A 15,571-nucleotide genomic window follows, 5' to 3' on the forward strand; every position below is an offset into this window, starting at 1 on the left:
CAATGATGCGCTGCCGCTATCGTTCATCACTCAGCGGTGGCTTGAACGTCAGCGGTGATTCCATCGCACGCTGCCTCGCGCGATCGACGGCCTGTGCAAAATCCTGCGCATCGAACCACGGCTGATCGCGCATCAACGCATCCAGATCCTCGTTCCAGATCTGCGACACCTCGATATCGAACTTCATATTGTGCTTCTGGCTGACAGCCTGAATTCCATAGCCGGTAACGGCCCATTGCTTGCCGAGCCAAAACACATCCCGATGCAGCACCACGTCTACGCCCAATCTCGTCCGGTATCGTACAGAGACGAAAAGAACCCCAACCTGATGAGGGTGAGGCTCTACTGAACCGGTCTAGTCCATCAAATTTTAGCAACATCGTCCAGCGTTGAGAACAACGCCGATCTAGATGCGACCATTCTCGTTCGGCGGCTGTGGATGCTGCGCCTTCTGCGCCCGTTCCGCATCGGCCTTGTTGGCCTCGTGGCGTCCGATCACGCACCCCGCAACGACGCCAACCTTGCCATGTCCTGCATAGTGGCCGGCGATTCCGCCAATGATCGCGCCTTTGATACAGCCTTTCGCCTCGGCCGCAACCGATGAAAACGCGAGACCCGCAACCGCAGTGCAAAGCAGCAATTTCTTCATGATAACTCTCCCGCGTGATCGACCTCGTACAAGTCGCCACCCCGCGTTTCGTTCCATCAGTTGAAATATCGCCGACTCACACTCGCATCCGATTCGTGCCATAGATGTCGCAAATTGCGTCCAGGGATGAAATCACCATGCCAGCACCCAAACCGCCTGCTTTCGAAACGCTGAGTCTGCATGCCGGCCAGCATCCGGACGCCATCACCGGCGCGCGGGCCGTGCCGATCTATCAAACCACGTCCTATGTGTTCCAGGACTCGGATCACGCTGCTGCGCTGTTCAATCTCGAACGCGCCGGCCACATCTATACGCGCATTTCAAATCCGACGACGGCGGTGCTGGAAGAGCGACTCGCCGCACTTGAGAACGGCGTCGGCGCGGTGTGCACCGCATCGGGCATGGCGGCGCTGCATCTCGCCATCGCCACATTGCTCAATGCCGGCGATCACATCGTGGCGTCGTCCTCGCTCTATGGCGGGACCATCAACTTGCTGGCCCACACGCTGCCGCGCTTCGGCATCACCACGAGTTTCGTCAAGCCGCGCGATCTCGACGCCTTCAAGGCGGCGATCAAGCCGAACACCAAACTGGTGATCGGCGAAACCATCGGCAATCCCGGCCTCGAAGTGCTCGACATACCCGCCGTCGCCGACATCGCCCACGCCGCAAAGATTCCGCTGCTGATCGACAACACCTTCGCGACGCCGTTCCTGTCGCGGCCGATCGAGCTCGGCGCGGACATCGTGATGAACTCGGCCACCAAATGGATCGGCGGCCACGGCATCGCCATCGGCGGCGTCATCGTCGACGGCGGCCGTTTCGACTGGCACGCCTCTGGCAAGTTCCCGCAACTGACCGAACCCTATGCCGGTTATCACGGCATCGTCTTCGACGAGCAGTTCGGCACTGCCGCCTTCATCATGCGCGCCCGTACGGAAGGATTGCGCGATTTCGGCGCGTGTCTCTCGCCGACCAATGCGTTCCAGCTGCTGCAAGGCGTCGAGACGCTGGGCATTCGCATGGAGCGCCATATGGCCAATACCCATGCGGTGCTGGCGGCGCTCACGGCCAACAAGGCGGTCGACTGGGTGCTGCATCCGTCGCTGGAGAACCATCCGGATTACGAACTCGCGAAACGCCTGCTGCCGCGCGGCGCCGGCTCCATCGTCTCGTTTGGTATCAAGGGCGGCCGCAATGCCGGCCGCAAGTTCATCGAAGCGCTGAAACTCACCAGCCATCTCGCCAATGTCGGCGACGCCAAGACACTGGTCATTCATCCCGGCAGTACCACGCATCAGCAGATGGACGCCGAGCAGCTCAAGGCCGCCGGCATCGGCGAGGAGCTGATCCGCCTCTCCATCGGCATCGAAGCCGCCGATGATATCATCGATGACCTCGCGCAGGCGCTGCGCATCTCGCAGAAGGGCTGAGCGATGCAACTCACCGTCAACGGTCACGAGACCTATATCGCGAATGGTGGCCGCGCATTCGATCCTTCCCTGCCAGTGGTCGTGATGATCCACGGCGCCGGCTTCGATCACTCGACCTGGGCGCTGCATACGCGCTGGTTTGCGCATCATGGCTTCGCCGTGCTGGCGCCGGATCTGCCCGGCCATGGTCGCTCACAAGGTGAAGCGCTCACGACCATCGCCGATCTCGCAGACTGGACCGCAGCATTGATCGAGGCAGCGGGCACAAAGACTGCGCGGCTGATCGGCCATTCCATGGGCTCGCTGATTGCGCTGGAGACCGCAGCGCGGCATCCCCGTAAAGTCACGCGCCTCGACCTGATGGGCACGGCAGGGACGATGACCGTCGGCCCGGATCTGTTGAAGGATGCCGAAGCCAATCAGCACTCCGCCATCGACATGGTGTCAATCTGGGGGCTCGGCTTTCGCGCCGAACTCGGCGGCAGTCTCGCGCCGGGGTTGTGGATGCATAGCGGCGCGCAGCGCGTGCTGGAAGCCACGAAGCCAGGCGTGCTGTTCGCCGATCTCAATGCCTGCAATACATACCAGAATGCGCTGACTGCTGCGGGCCAGCTTGATATCCCTGTCACGCTCATCCTTGGCGAGCGGGACATGATGACTCCCGCCAAGGCCGGCAAGACCCTGGCCGCTGCATTGAAAAACGCCCGCACGGTGATTCTGCCGGGTACGGGCCACATGATGATGGTCGAACGTCCCGACGACGTGCTCGCCGCGCTACAGCACGAGCAATAGAGTCTAGAAGTCTTCGATGACTGTTGCACCGCGCGGCGCGCTGTGCTTCCTGTCCTCTCAGTTATCGGTGCCTCCGCGAGGAGGTGAAACGGGAATGCGGTGCGGGGAGATATCCCCTATGCCGCGGCTGCCCCCGCAACTGTAAGCGGCCATTCCGGGTCCACAAAGCCACTGAATTTGCATCGCAGATTCGGGAAGGCGGACCGGGAGACCACCGCGAGCCAGGAGACCGGCCGGTAACGAGTTTCACACTCGTTCGACGGTGGGTCGACGGAAGGGGTTAAATGACTATCCGGAATTTGGCCGCAGGCACTGCGGCCGTTGTTGTTCTGTCCTGCTCTCACAGTGCTGCGCATGCGCAGTCCAGCGCCGAGCAGCTCTCTGAAATCGTAGTGACGGCGGACAGAACACCCGAACAACTCAATCGCACCGGCAGTTCGATCAGCGTCGTGTCCGGCGAGACCATTGCGACCAGCAATCCCGGCTCGCTGGTCGATGCGCTGCGTACCGTGCCCGGTCTCGACATCACCGAAAACGGCGGCCCCGGCGGCACAGCGAATGTGCGCCTGCGCGGCGGCAATACCGGCCAGACGCTGGTGATGATCGACGGCATCCGCGTCAACGATCCCACGGCGGCGTCCGGCGATTTCGAATTCGCCATGTTCACGCCTTCGGCGATGGAGCGCATCGAAGTCCTAAAGGGCCCGCAGAGCGCACTCTATGGATCAGACGCCATGGGCGGCGTGATCAATATCATTACCAAGAAGGGCTCGGGCCCTGCGCAAGTCAACGTGCGCACCGAAGCCGGCAGCTATGGCACTGTCATGACGCAGGGATCGCTGACCGGCTCCAACGGTCCGTGGTCCTATGCCTTCACCGGCGGCGGTCAGCACAGCAACGGTTTCTCGCGTTACGGTTATCGTATCCCTGCCCTCGAAGCACGTTTTCCGAATCTCGAAAACGACAGCTTCGATCGCGTCGGCGGCTCGGCGCGCATCGGCTACGATGCAGGCGAAGGCATCCGGCTTGAGTCAGGCATCGTCCATTCGTTCACGCGCTCGGCCTATGATGCAGCAACGGGAACGCTTCCGGATACGCCGTCAGCGGCGACGCGTCTGCTGCAAACCGTCTATGGACGCGTCGGCATCGATTCATTCGGTGGCATTCTGACTCACAATGTCACCGTGTCGAATACGCACACCGAGCGGATGTTTGACGACGTCAGCTATCGCACCAACAGGTTGCCGGCAAACACCACCGAGAAAATCTCCGATTATGTCGGCAACAGTCTCGGCGCCGAATATCAGGCGACCCTGAAGCTCGGCGCATTCGGCTCCCTCGTCTATGGTGCCAAGACACAGACCGAGACCGCGCAGACCTACAGCACGAATATCTCGCCTGTTGCCGGCCCATTGACGCCGCTGCTAGCCAAACAGCAGGACACCAACTCGATCTTCGCTTTGTGGTCTGTGCCGATCGGTGAACGGCTCAACGTCACGCTCGGCGGCCGGGTCGATGACGTCGTCGACGTTGCCCGCTTCGAGACCTGGCGCGCTACGGCTGCCTACAACATTACAGAAACCGGCACCAAATTCCGCGCCAGCGCTGGCACCGGCGCAAAAGCGCCGACGCTGTTTCAGCTTTACGACACGACCTACGGCAGCAGAAACCTGACGCCGGAAACCAATTTCGGCTATGACGCGGGTATCGACCAGAGCCTCTTCAACGGCCGCGTCGTGCTGTCGGTCACAGGCTTTTCCACCGATTACAGCAATCTGATCAACTTTGTCTCCGATGCGTCCCGCCCGCTCGGCTATTACGTCAACGTCGCCCGCGCCGAGACCAGCGGTCTCGAAGTCGGCGGCAATGTCGATGTCATTCCGGGCTGGGTGAAATTCAACGTAGCCTACACTTACCTTCACGCACAGGATCTCGGCACCGACACCGTGCTGGCACGTCGTCCCAAGAACTTCGCCCGCTTCGCACTCACCATCACGCCCACCGACAAGTGGATGATCGAGCCACGCGTAACCACGGTGTCGAAGCGCTTCAGCAGTGCCAATCAGGTCGGTCAGGTCGATGCCTATACCCGCGTCGATCTCTATACCGAGTACAAGATCGATGCGAACTGGAAGGTCTTCGCCCGCGGCGAGAACATCCTGAATGAGCATTATCAGGAAGTGCTGAACTTCGGCACCACGGGGCCTGCGGCTTACGCAGGCTTCAACGCCACATGGTAACCGCAGCGCCAGCAGCACAACGCCGAACGATCGCGACCATCGCGCTCGTCGGTCTCGCCACGCTGCTGGCACTCGGCTCGCTCGGCACCGGACCTGTCAAACTCTCGCCGCTGACGGTGCTCGATGCACTGTTCGGCGGCGGCAGCGACGTGCATCAGATCATCGTGCGTGAAATCCGCCTGCCACGCGCGATCCTGGCGCTGGCGATCGGCGCGATCCTCGGCCTGTCCGGCGCAGCACTGCAGGGCTTGCTGCGCAATCCCCTCGCCTCGCCGTCGCTGTTCGGCGCGCCGCAGTCCGCCGCCTTCGGCGCCGTGTTGATGATCTCGCTGGGTCTTGCCGACGTCCGCTCATGGGCGCTGCCGGTGGCCGGCATCACCATGGCGTTCCTATCGGTCTTCGTGCTGCTTGGCATCGCCGGCCGCAATGCCGGCCTGCTGCTGCTGATCCTTGCAGGTCTCGCGATCTCCAGCCTTGCTGGCGCAGCAACGGCGTTGGTGATGAACCTGTCGCCCAATCCCTTCGCCGCACTCGAAATCGCGTTCTGGCTGCTCGGCTCGCTGGAAGACCGCAGCTTCCGCCATGTCACGCTGGCGCTGCCGTTTATTATCGCCGGCGCCATCATCTTGATGAGCCAGCGCTCGGCTTTCCGTGCGCTCAGCCTCGGCGAAGAAGCCGCCCAAAGCCTTGGCGTCAATGTGAGCCGGCTACGGCTGCTGGTGATCCTCGGCGTCGCGCTCGGCGTCGGCGGCGCGGTCGCCGTCACCGGCACCATAGGCTTCATCGGCCTCATTGCGCCGCATCTGATGCGCCCGATCATCGGCCACGATCCCGCACGCTTGCTGATCCCGAGCGCGCTGACCGGCTCGGCCCTGCTGCTCGCGGCCGATATCGCCGTGCGCCTCATACCATCGACGACCGATATCAAGGTCGGCGTCCTGACGTCGATCATCGGCGTGCCGTTCTTCCTCTATCTCATCATGCGCGAGCGCCGCGCGCTGGGCGGAGGCGTCGCATGAGCGATCAGGCGCTGCTCACCGCAGGCAATCTGAGCGTCGCCCTATCCGGCCGCCAGGTGCTGCACGACGTCTCGCTCTCGCTGCACGCCAGGCATCTCGTCGCTCTGGTCGGGCCGAACGGCGCCGGAAAGACGACGCTGCTGCGCGCGCTCGCAGGATTGCAGTCGTCCACCGGCGCGATCCATGTCGCCGGCGATACACTGGCGTCCTTATCGCTCCGCGAGCGCGCTAAGCGCTTCGGTTATCTGCCGCAAGGCCATGTCGTGCATTGGCCGCTCGACGTGAAGGACGTCGTCGCCCTCGGCCGCTATCCGCATGGCGCGACCGATCCGGCGCGGCTGACATCGTCGGACAAGGCTGCGGTCGAACGCGCGATGCGGGCCACCGACATCGTCGCCTTTGCCGATCGCCGCGTGACTGAGCTTTCGGGTGGCGAGCGCAGCCGCGTCGCATTGGCCCGCGTTCTCGCCGTCGAGGCACCCATCGTGCTGGCGGATGAACCGACCGCATCGCTCGATCCGCGCTACCAGATCGACGTCATGACAAATCTGCGCGATGTCGCGAACAGCGGCGTGCTGGTGATCGTGGTGACGCACGATCTCGGCCTCGCAGCACGCTTTGCCGATACGGTGCTGGTGATGTCCGACGGACGCCTCGCGGCCCAAGGCGCGCCGCAACAGGCGCTGTCCGATGACATCGTCGCCAATGTGTTCCGCATCAGCGCCTATCGCGCCGAACACCGAAACGAAACGATTATCCTGCCTTGGGCGGGAGTCTGAACGATGTGGCGGCTATTTCGCCAGCGCAGCAGCAAGCCGGCTCAGCGCAGCCGCATCGGGCGGCAAGCCGAAGCGCAGCAGCTCATGGCTCCAGTCGAAGTGGCGACACCAGATCTGCTGCCGGGCCAATGCGGCATGCCATTTCAAGGCGTCGGCATGTCGCGCCAACCTGTACAGCGGCGTGCCACCGACAATCTCGAAACCGGCGTTGGACAAAACCTTGTCGAGCTTGATAGCCTGAGCGACCAGCGCGACGCGGGTCTGTGTGGCCCAGCGCTCGTCACGCAAGGCGGCCGCGCCGATGACCTGCGCCGGACCGGAACAGGCCCATGGACCGACAGCCGTCGCGATACGCTGCGCGATCAGTGGAGCAGCGAGCGCAAAGCCGAGACGCAGACCCGCAAGACCGTAGAATTTTCCGAAGGAGCGCAGGATCACCACTGGCAGTGTCGCGCACAGGCCGACAGCGCCGATCGCGGGATCGACATCGGCGAAGGCCTCATCGATCACCAGCCAGCCTCCGCGCCGTTGCAGGATCGCCGCAACATCGGCGAGTTCATCGCGCTTGGCGATCCGCCCATCGGGATTGTTGGGATTGACGATCACCACATGCTTGGCATGATCAGGCAATGCGCTGAGGCTGCCGATCACGCCAACCTCATGTCCGCCGGCACGCCAAGCCGCGACATGCTCGTTATAGGTCGGCCCAACGACGGCAACGGCTCCGGGCGCGGCGAGATGCGGCAGCCACTGGATCAGAGCTTGCGTACCGGCAGCGGCAACGACATCGACGTTATCGGGCACGTGGTAAGCGCTGCGCGCAGCGGACAGCAGCGACTTTTCGTTGGCGCGGGTTGGCAGGCGCTCCCAAAGATGGCTCGGCAGGTTGACAGGAAGCGGCCACGACCATGGATTGATCCCGGTCGAGAGATCGAGCCATTGATCGGGCGCGCCGCCGAATTCGGCCATCGCCTGCGTGAGATCGCCACCATGTTTCATGCCTGTGTCATGCCATCATATCGGGCAAAGCGCGAGAGGCTTTGGCCGCTCGCGGCTACGGCACTCGCGTTGCTCGCATACGCGCCGCTGCAGGCCAGTGCAGCGGATCTGCCGCGTATCGCTTCGATCAATCTCTGCACCGATCAACTGCTCGTCACCCTCGCCGATCCCGAGCAGATTTTGGGCCTCAGCCCCTATGCGCGCGATCCGTTCCGCTCATGGGATAAGGACAAGGCTAAGGCGTTCCGCCTGCTGTCCGGCGAGGCCGAGGACGTGCTGGCGCTGAAGCCGGATGTCGTCGTCGCAGGCCGCTTCACCAAGCGCGCGACCCGTGAACTCCTGAAGGACAAGGGACTGAAGGTCACCGAATTCGATCCCGCCCGCTCGCTCGACGATGTCAAGAAACAGCTCCGCCAGATGGGCGCGCTGGTCAAGCATCCGGAGCGTGCTGAAGCCGAAATAGCGAAACTGGATACTGCAATCGCGCAGGCCCATGCCGCCGTACAGCGCAAGCCGTTGCGCGTGCTGGCGGTGTCGCGGCGCGGCTGGGTGTCCGGCGGCGAAAATCTGACCACGTCGTTGCTATCAGCGGTCGGGCTGCGCAATGCCGGCGGCGAGCTCGGCCTCAAGGCTGGCGGCTTCGCCTCCTTGGAGGCGATCGTCACACTGAGGCCCGATCTGCTGCTGGTCACCGACAATACCGATTTCGCCGAAGACGAAGGCCGCGCCTTCCTGCTGCATCCCGCACTGGAGAAATTCTATCCGGCATCGAAGCGACTGGTGCTGCCCGAGCGCCTCACCGCCTGCGGCGGTCCGACCATGGTCGAGGCGCTTGATCGACTGACTACCGAAATCAGTCGCCTGGCGCCCTGATGCTGGTGCATGGCGACGCGCTCCTGCTGGTGGTCGCGGCGCTGCTGCTCGATGCCGTGATCGGCGATCCCGACTGGCTGTGGCGACGCGCACCGCATCCCGTGGTCTGGATCGGCAACGGCATCGGCTGGCTGGAACGCCGGCTCAACCCTGAGAGCTGGTCGCGCCGGCAGCGCAAGCTGGCCGGTGTCGTCACCGTCATCGCGCTGGTCAGTGTCGCAATGCTTGTCGGCGGACTGCTTGCCGATCTCCTCAACGACAACTGGATCGGCTTTGCAATCGAAGCCCTGATTGCCTCGACGCTGATCGCCCAACGCAGCCTGTATCAGCATGTGGCCCGCGTGCACCGCGCTTTCACCGAGGGCGGATTGCCCGCAGCACGCCAGGCCGTCGCGATGATCGTCGGGCGCGATCCTGAACAACTCGACGAAGCCGGCGTATCGCGCGCGGCGATCGAATCCACCGCCGAAAATTTCTCCGACGGCATTGTCGCGCCGGTGTTCTGGCTGGCATTGCTCGGATTGCCCGGCCTGATCGCCTACAAGGCCATCAACACGGCCGACTCCATGATCGGTCATCGCAGCGTGCGGTATCAGGATTTCGGCTGGGCGGCCGCCCGACTCGACGATCTCGTCAATCTGATCCCGGCGCGCTTGTCGGGAGTATTGGTCGCGCTCGCTGCGCCGGTCGCACGCGGATCAATCATCTCGTCATTGAAGATCATGTTGCGCGACGCTTCCAAGCATCGTTCGCCCAATGCCGGCTGGCCGGAAAGTGCCATGGCTGGCGCGCTCGGGATCGCAATAGCTGGACCCCGCGTCTATGCCGAGGGCGCTGTCAACGATCCCTATCTCAATGCCGAAGGCCGAACCGCAGCGCCTGACGACATCGGCCGGGCACTTCGCGTGTTCGTCGCAGCCTGCGTCTTGCAGGCGGCGATCTATGCTGCGTTGGCGCTGCTGCTGTGACGGCTGCGGGCAATCTCGATCAGCCGATCGATATCGAGATGCTTTTCGCAATGGTCAGCGAGCGCATCGAGCGCGGCTTCAATCTGCGCATCATAGGCCAGAGACGAGGCAATGCCGAGATTGGCCAGCCATGCCTTGCGGAACGCATCGCCGGTGAACAAGCCATGGACATAAGTGCCCTGCACCCGTCCATCGACTGACGCAGCACCATCAGGTCGTCCATCGATCATCAGCAGCGGCCGCGCGCAGTCGTCACCCTCGCTGCGACCGAGATGAATTTCGTAGCCTTCGATTGCGGCGCCAGTCGCACAATGCGTTCCTGCCACCAGCGTGGTGGACTTGTCGGCGCTCATCAGCGTCGCGATATCGAGCAGGCCGAGGCCATCGACGGTGCCCGCTGAACCATCGACGCCATCGGGATCGGCGATCGTACGGCCGAGCATCTGGTAGCCTCCGCACAGGCCGAGCACATGACCACCGCGGCGCACATGCGCCTTGATGTCGATGTCCCAGCCCTGCGCACGCAGGAAGGCGAGATCGCCGATGGTAGATTTACTGCCGGGAATGATGATCACGTCGGCATTGCCCGGAATGGCTTCGCCCGGCCTGATGAAGACAAGCTTCGCGCCGGGCTCCATGCCCAGCGGATCGAGATCGTCGAAATTGGCGATCCGCGCCAGCACCGGCACCGCGATGATACGCGTCGATGACGAGGCGTGAGTGCGGTCGAGATCGACGGCGTCTTCGGCCGGCAGGAACGCAGCCTGCGGCAGCCATGGCAACACGCCGATGGATGGCCAGCCCGTCAGCCGCGTGATCGCCGTGAGGCCGTTGTCGAACAGGCCGGGATCGCCGCGAAACTTGTTGACGATGAAGCCGTGGATGCGCGCGCGTTCTTCCGGCTCCAGCACCAGATGCGTGCCGGCGAGGCTCGCAATGACGCCGCCGCGATCGATATCGCCAGCGAGCACGACGGGAATATTGGCTGCAGCAGCAAAGCCCATATTGGCGATGTCGCCGGCGCGCAGATTGATCTCGGCCGGGCTGCCGGCGCCCTCGATGAGAACGATGTCCGCCTGATCGGCGAGCAGCGAAAAACTTTCGAGCACCGCGGGCAGCAATGCGGCCTTCTTCTCCAGATAGTTCTTCGCCCGCAGCGTGCCCCAGCGGTTGCCTTGCACGATCACCTGCGCGCCGGTATCCGTCTCAGGCTTCAGCAGTACCGGATTCATATGTACGGACGGAGAAAGTTTCGCAGCCCGCGCCTGCACCGCCTGCGCACGACCAATCTCGCCGCCCTCGACCGCGACAGCGGCATTGTTCGACATGTTCTGCGGCTTGAACGGCGCCACCTTCAACCCACGCCGTACCAATGCCCGCGCCAGCCCAGCGACGATCGTCGACTTCCCGGCATTGGAGCCGGTCGCCTGGATCATCAGCGCGGGCGTATTCAGGTTCATCAGAACTCGATGCCCTTCTGGCCCTTGATGCCAGCGCGGAACGGATGCTTGATCAGCGTCATCTCGGTGACCAGATCGGCCATCTCGATCAGCTCGGGCTTGGCGTTCCGGCCAGTGATCACCACGTGCTTGTCGGCCGGTTTCTCGTCGCGCAGGAAGGTCAGCACCTCGTTGAGATCGAGATAGTCGTAGCGCAGCACGATATTGAGTTCGTCGAGCAGCACCAGGCGATGACGGTCATCGCGGATCATTTCCTTGGCGCGTTCCCAGCCGGCGGTCGCTGCAGCAATGTCGCGCTCGCGGTCCTGGGTGATCCAGGTGAAGCCTTCGCCCATGATGTGCAGCGTCACCAGATCGGGAAAGGTCTTCAGCAGACGGGCTTCGCCCGTGTCCCATTCCGGCGACTTGGTAAATTGGACGATACCGACCGGATAGCCGTGACCGATATGGCGGAACACCATGCCGAGCGCTGCAGAAGTCTTGCCCTTGCCGGTACCGGTGTGAACGATCAAGAGGCCCTTCTCGCCGACCTTGGTCGCCATGATTTTGTCCTTGGCGGCCTTGTGCTTGGCCGCCTTGATCTTGTGGCGGGCATTTTCTTCATCGTCGTGGGCGAGTTCGGTCATGCGATTTCCTTTGCGATCTCTTTGTGTGCCTGCGGCAGAAGTTCGGCGATCAGATCGGCAGCGCGATTGGAACGTGGCGTCCACAGGCCCCTGCGCATCGCTTCCGCAAAGCGCGCAGCCGTCTCGCGCAGCGCCGCGGGATTGGCAGATGCCATGAAGCAGCGAACTTCGTCATTTTCCAAATAGGAGACGAACAGCTGATCGAAATGGTGATTGGCGACCGCATTGGTGGAGGCCGCGAAACCGAACAGATAATCAACCGTGGCCGCGATCTCGAATGCGCCTTTGTAGCCATGACGCATCACGCCGGCGATCCATTTCGGATTGGCGCCGCGGCCGCGCACCACGCGCGAGATCTCATGCGCCAGCGGCCGGGCAATCGGCGCTTCGGGGCGCGACGTATCGATATGGGCGATGCGCGGCGCCGAGCCACGCAGCGTCTGCACCGTCGCCGCGAGGCCGCCGATGAACTGGTAATAGTCGTCGGAATCCAGAATGTCGTGCTCGCGATTGTCCTGCGCCTGCGCGACGAGATCGACGCCCCTCAGCCGTTCGGCGAATTCGCCTCGCGCGTTCTCGCCATCGGTTCCACCGCCATAGGCATAGCCGCCCCAATCGAGATAGACCTCGGAAATGTCGGCACGATTACTCCAGCCGCCCTCATCCATCAGCGCCTGCAGGCCCGCACCATAAGCTCCAGGCTTGGAGCCGAACACACGGCGCGTCGCCTGTCGCCGTGCGATCTCGCAGGTCATGCCACCGGCTTCGAGCGTGCGGGCACGCGCGCGGACATTGGCGGCAATAGGATTGGCGTCGTCGGGTTCGTCGAGTTCGGCCACGGCACTCACGGCGGAGCCGATGATGTCCATCTGGGTCGGGAACGCATCGCGGAACAGGCCGGAGACACGGAAGGTCACATCCACGCGTGGGCGCTTCAACTCAGACAGCGGCGTAATGGCAAAGCCGGTGACACGGCCGGAGGTTTCCTCCCACAGCGGGCGCGCGCCAATCAGCGCCAATGCCTGCGCGACATCGTCACCGCCGGTGCGCATATTGGCGGTGCCCCAGGCCGACAGCGCGATCGCGCGCGGCCATTCGCCGGCCTCCTGCCAATAGCTCTCGACCAGCCGTTCGGCCGCCAGTTGCCCGATGCGCCAGGCGGATGGCGTTGGCACGGCGCGAACGTCGACGGCGAAAAAATTGCGCCCGGTCGGCAGCACATCGGGGCGTCCACGCGTCGGCGCGCCAGATGGACCGGGCCGCACGAACTGACCGTCGAGTCCTCCGAGGAATGCGGCCGTCTCCGCGCCACCGCAAGCATCGATGGCGGGTCGCAGTTTCGCATTGATCCAGTGAAGTACATCGGTGGCGCGCGTCCAGGTGGGATCGCAAGGCAGATCGCCGGAGACAAGTTGCAGCGCCAGCCCTTCGATTCGTTCGACGGTGTCACCTGTGGTGCGCCACACTGCATCGCTGACATCGGCAAGAACGCCGGGGCGCGGGCCGAGATAGTCATCGGCCATATCACGGGTGAGCGGATCGAACGCACCAAGCCCGAGATCGGCAGCCAATGCGCGATGCAGTGACGCATCCTGCGGCTTGATATCGGAGCGTGGCAGGCGCGCGATGGACACCAGGAGATCATTGCGCTGGGCGTCCTCGGGTACGCGGCCAAAGATGTGCAGTCCGTCGCGGATCTGCATTTCCTTGAGATCGCAGAGATGCGCATCGAGCGCGCGCAGCGCCTCGCCCGTCGGCGTGTCGCGGGTGACATTGACGTCGGCATCAATCTGCTGCGCGCGGGCGAGCGACAGGATGTCTTCGGCGATCACGGCAGCGCGCTTGGGATCGAGATCGGTCGCCATGGCATATTCGTCGACCAGATTCTCCAGCCGCGCCAGATCGTCGTGCAATTCGGCCCGCGTCATCGGTGGTGTCAGGTGATCGATGATCACGGCGGAGGTGCGGCGCTTGGCCTGAATACCCTCGCCGGGATCATTGACGATGAACGGATAAAGATGCGGCAGCGGACCGAGTACGGCATCGGGCAGACAATCGGCTGACAGACCGGCGCTTTTCCCCGGCAGCCATTCGAGATTGCCGTGCTTGCCGAGATGCACCACTGCATGGCTATCGAAGTCGCGGCGCAGCCAGAGATAAAAGGCGAGATAGTGATGCGGCGGCACCAGATCGGGATCGTGATAGGTGCTCTTGGGATCGATATTGTAGCCGCGCGCTGGCTGCACGCCGACGGTGATGTTGCCGAAGCGATGCAGGCCGAGGCGGAAGGCGCCATCGACGACATGCGGATCGTTCTCAGCTTTGCCCCAGCGTGACTCAATAGCCAGCCGCACATTGGTCGGCAGCGTCGCAAAGGCCGCGTGATAGTCAGCCAGCGGCCACGTCACGCCACCGCTTCGCTCGGCGCGACCGGCAAGCGCATTCGTTGGACCTTGTTGCAACAGCTGCATCATGGCGGTCGTCGTGTCAGGTGCGTCACCAGTGCCGTAGCCGGCTTCGCACATCGCGGCGATCACATCGATCAGGCTCTGCGGCGTATCGAGGCCGACGCCATTGGCGAGACGACCATCGCGATTTGGATAGTTCGCAAGGATCAGCGCGACGCGACGTTCGCACGCCGCAGCGCGGCGCAAGCGCACCCAGGCGCGCGCCAGATCAGCGGTCGCATCAATCCGATCCTGCACCGGCTGCAGTGTCGTCGGCGCGAAGCCGCCGTCACTGGTGCCGCGTTCCTTGAAAGCGATGGCATTGGCGAAGATGCGCCCATCGACTTCCGGCAACACCACATGCATCGCCAGATCGCGCGGCGTCAGGCCGCGAGTAGAGGCTTCCCAGCTGGCGCGTGAAATGCCGGCCTGCGCGACCTGCAGAATCGGACAGCCTGACGCCGACAACACGCCGGCATCGTCATGCGCGGTCGCAGTGGCGAAGGCCGTCGCGTTAATGATGATATCGGGCGGATAGGCCGCAAGCGCGGCGCGCAGGAAAGCCGCGGAGCGCTCATCCTTCAGGCTCGTGACGTAGAGACAGGCCGCATTGAGGCCGCGCGCGTCGAGCGACCGACGCAATGCATCGATTGCCGCAGTATCGCCGCCGGCCACCAGCGCGCGGTAGAAGATCACGATCGCATTCGGCCGGTTATCCCCCGCGGGTTCACCCGGCCAAAAGCCGGCCGAAGGCATCGGCCGCGCAACAGGCGGCTCCTCACCATGGCCGATCAGATGTGCGGCATAGCGCAGTGCCAGCTGCGCGTTGTCGACGCCGCCCTCGCTGCAATAGCGCCACAACGCATGGGTGTCGTCGCTGCTGACCGTGCCGCGCGCGGCCAGCTCGGCATTCCAGTCCATCTCGCCGGGCAGGCAGGCGAACTTGCTACCGCGGCTTAGCGCATCGCTGCGCAGGCTCTCGACGCCATGCGGCCAATAGCTGATACCCCCGAGCATGCGCAGCACCACGATCTTCGCCCTGGCCAGCGTACGCTCGACATAGAGATCGACCGACGCGGGATGACCGAGCGCCAGCATGTTGGTAAACCGCACGCTGGGGAAATCGCCCGGCAGTGTCGCATGCGCCGCATTGAACGCCGCCAGATCGCTATCCGCCGCTGACAGCACGACGATATCGGCGGTGTCCTGCCCGAGATCGCGGGCGACGTCGCCGTCATCAATACTGCCGGAGGTGTCGAGCTTCAGATGCATGCGGGTGAACCTGC

General features: G+C 63.5%; 13 protein-coding genes and 1 riboswitch. Of the genes, 7 read left to right on the top strand and 6 right to left on the bottom strand.

The features are described from left to right. Nucleotides 1–16 precede the first annotated feature (16 nt). The gene (locus AB8A50_RS13005) at nt 17–271 is read right to left on the bottom strand and encodes a hypothetical protein (RefSeq protein ID WP_439077898.1); all 255 of its coding nucleotides are present in this window, start codon (nt 269–271) and stop codon (nt 17–19) included. Between the two features lie 135 nt (nt 272–406). Beyond that, nucleotides 407–649, bottom strand: coding sequence for a hypothetical protein (locus tag AB8A50_RS13010; RefSeq protein WP_068734329.1), 243 nt, complete (start codon nt 647–649; stop codon nt 407–409). A 137-nt stretch (nt 650–786) separates the two neighbouring features. On the opposite strand from AB8A50_RS13010, the gene AB8A50_RS13015 reads away from it, so the two are divergent. From AB8A50_RS13015 to AB8A50_RS13035, 5 genes are all read left to right on the top strand, one after another. Further along, on the top strand, nt 787–2,082 hold the full coding sequence (locus tag AB8A50_RS13015; RefSeq protein ID WP_439077899.1) for an O-acetylhomoserine aminocarboxypropyltransferase: 1,296 nt from the start codon (nt 787–789) through the stop codon (nt 2,080–2,082). 3 nt (nt 2,083–2,085) lie between these two features. Then, complete coding sequence (locus AB8A50_RS13020) at nt 2,086–2,874, top strand: alpha/beta fold hydrolase (protein ID WP_439077900.1); 789 nt, start codon at nt 2,086–2,088, stop codon at nt 2,872–2,874. A 48-nt stretch (nt 2,875–2,922) separates the two neighbouring features. Next, nucleotides 2,923–3,126: riboswitch (cobalamin riboswitch) on the top strand. A gap of 32 nt (nt 3,127–3,158) precedes the next feature. Next, complete coding sequence (locus AB8A50_RS13025) at nt 3,159–5,114, top strand: TonB-dependent receptor plug domain-containing protein (RefSeq protein ID WP_439077901.1); 1,956 nt, start codon at nt 3,159–3,161, stop codon at nt 5,112–5,114. Then, the gene (locus AB8A50_RS13030; protein ID WP_439077902.1) at nt 5,108–6,133 is read left to right on the top strand and encodes a FecCD family ABC transporter permease; all 1,026 of its coding nucleotides are present in this window, start codon (nt 5,108–5,110) and stop codon (nt 6,131–6,133) included. The genes AB8A50_RS13025 and AB8A50_RS13030 overlap by 7 nt, the downstream gene beginning before the upstream one ends. Then, complete coding sequence (locus AB8A50_RS13035; protein ID WP_439077903.1) at nt 6,130–6,912, top strand: ABC transporter ATP-binding protein; 783 nt, start codon at nt 6,130–6,132, stop codon at nt 6,910–6,912. Before AB8A50_RS13030 ends, AB8A50_RS13035 begins: the two co-directional genes overlap by 4 nt. 12 nt (nt 6,913–6,924) lie before the next feature. Here the strand turns inward: AB8A50_RS13035 and cobD are convergent, their stop codons facing one another. Then, nucleotides 6,925–7,911: a threonine-phosphate decarboxylase CobD gene (gene cobD, locus AB8A50_RS13040; protein ID WP_439077904.1), complete on the bottom strand. Its 987-nt coding sequence runs from the start codon at nt 7,909–7,911 to the stop codon at nt 6,925–6,927. Nucleotides 7,912–7,980: 69 nt separating this feature from the next. On the opposite strand from cobD, the gene AB8A50_RS13045 reads away from it, so the two are divergent. Continuing rightward, nucleotides 7,981–8,784, top strand: coding sequence for an ABC transporter substrate-binding protein (locus AB8A50_RS13045; protein WP_439077905.1), 804 nt, complete (start codon nt 7,981–7,983; stop codon nt 8,782–8,784). After that, nucleotides 8,784–9,752 (top strand): adenosylcobinamide-phosphate synthase CbiB, encoded by a 969-nt coding sequence (gene cbiB, locus AB8A50_RS13050; RefSeq protein WP_439077906.1) that lies wholly within the window; start codon nt 8,784–8,786, stop codon nt 9,750–9,752. The genes AB8A50_RS13045 and cbiB overlap by 1 nt, the downstream gene beginning before the upstream one ends. On the opposite strand, the gene AB8A50_RS13055 is transcribed toward cbiB, so the two are convergent. Genes AB8A50_RS13055 through cobN form a run of 3 tightly spaced genes read right to left on the bottom strand, consistent with a single transcriptional unit; the run spans nt 9,725 to nt 15,557 of the window. Further along, nucleotides 9,725–11,212: a cobyric acid synthase gene (locus tag AB8A50_RS13055; protein ID WP_439077907.1), complete on the bottom strand. Its 1,488-nt coding sequence runs from the start codon at nt 11,210–11,212 to the stop codon at nt 9,725–9,727. The genes cbiB and AB8A50_RS13055 overlap by 28 nt on opposite strands. Continuing rightward, nucleotides 11,212–11,838, bottom strand: coding sequence for a cob(I)yrinic acid a,c-diamide adenosyltransferase (gene cobO, locus AB8A50_RS13060; RefSeq protein WP_068734347.1), 627 nt, complete (start codon nt 11,836–11,838; stop codon nt 11,212–11,214). Before cobO ends, AB8A50_RS13055 begins: the two co-directional genes overlap by 1 nt. Further along, nucleotides 11,835–15,557 carry a cobaltochelatase subunit CobN gene (gene cobN / locus AB8A50_RS13065; RefSeq protein ID WP_439077908.1) on the bottom strand — a complete coding sequence of 1,241 codons (3,723 nt, stop codon included), beginning with the start codon at nt 15,555–15,557 and terminating at the stop codon, nt 11,835–11,837. Before cobN ends, cobO begins: the two co-directional genes overlap by 4 nt. Nucleotides 15,558–15,571 lie beyond the last annotated feature (14 nt).

The sequence above is a fragment of the Tardiphaga sp. 841_E9_N1_2 genome (assembly GCF_051811065.1).
In the GTDB taxonomy this organism is placed as follows: Bacteria; Pseudomonadota; Alphaproteobacteria; order Rhizobiales; family Xanthobacteraceae; genus Tardiphaga; species Tardiphaga robiniae.

Excerpts from the sequence above, each read along its gene's own strand:
- AB8A50_RS13035 (WP_439077903.1), top strand. The coding sequence starts at position 6,130 with ATGAGCGATCAGGCGCTGCTCACCGCAGGCAATCTGAGCGTCGCCCTA.
- AB8A50_RS13055 (WP_439077907.1), bottom strand. The coding sequence starts at position 11,212 with ATGAACCTGAATACGCCCGCGCTGATGATCCAGGCGACCGGCTCCAAT.
- AB8A50_RS13010 (WP_068734329.1), bottom strand. The coding sequence starts at position 649 with ATGAAGAAATTGCTGCTTTGCACTGCGGTTGCGGGTCTCGCGTTTTCA.
- cobO (WP_068734347.1), bottom strand. The coding sequence starts at position 11,838 with ATGACCGAACTCGCCCACGACGATGAAGAAAATGCCCGCCACAAGATC.
- AB8A50_RS13015 (WP_439077899.1), top strand. The coding sequence starts at position 787 with ATGCCAGCACCCAAACCGCCTGCTTTCGAAACGCTGAGTCTGCATGCC.
- cobN (WP_439077908.1), bottom strand. The coding sequence starts at position 15,557 with ATGCATCTGAAGCTCGACACCTCCGGCAGTATTGATGACGGCGACGTC.
- AB8A50_RS13020 (WP_439077900.1), top strand. The coding sequence starts at position 2,086 with ATGCAACTCACCGTCAACGGTCACGAGACCTATATCGCGAATGGTGGC.
- AB8A50_RS13030 (WP_439077902.1), top strand. The coding sequence starts at position 5,108 with ATGGTAACCGCAGCGCCAGCAGCACAACGCCGAACGATCGCGACCATC.
- AB8A50_RS13025 (WP_439077901.1), top strand. The coding sequence starts at position 3,159 with ATGACTATCCGGAATTTGGCCGCAGGCACTGCGGCCGTTGTTGTTCTG.
- cbiB (WP_439077906.1), top strand. The coding sequence starts at position 8,784 with ATGCTGGTGCATGGCGACGCGCTCCTGCTGGTGGTCGCGGCGCTGCTG.
- cobD (WP_439077904.1), bottom strand. The coding sequence starts at position 7,911 with ATGAAACATGGTGGCGATCTCACGCAGGCGATGGCCGAATTCGGCGGC.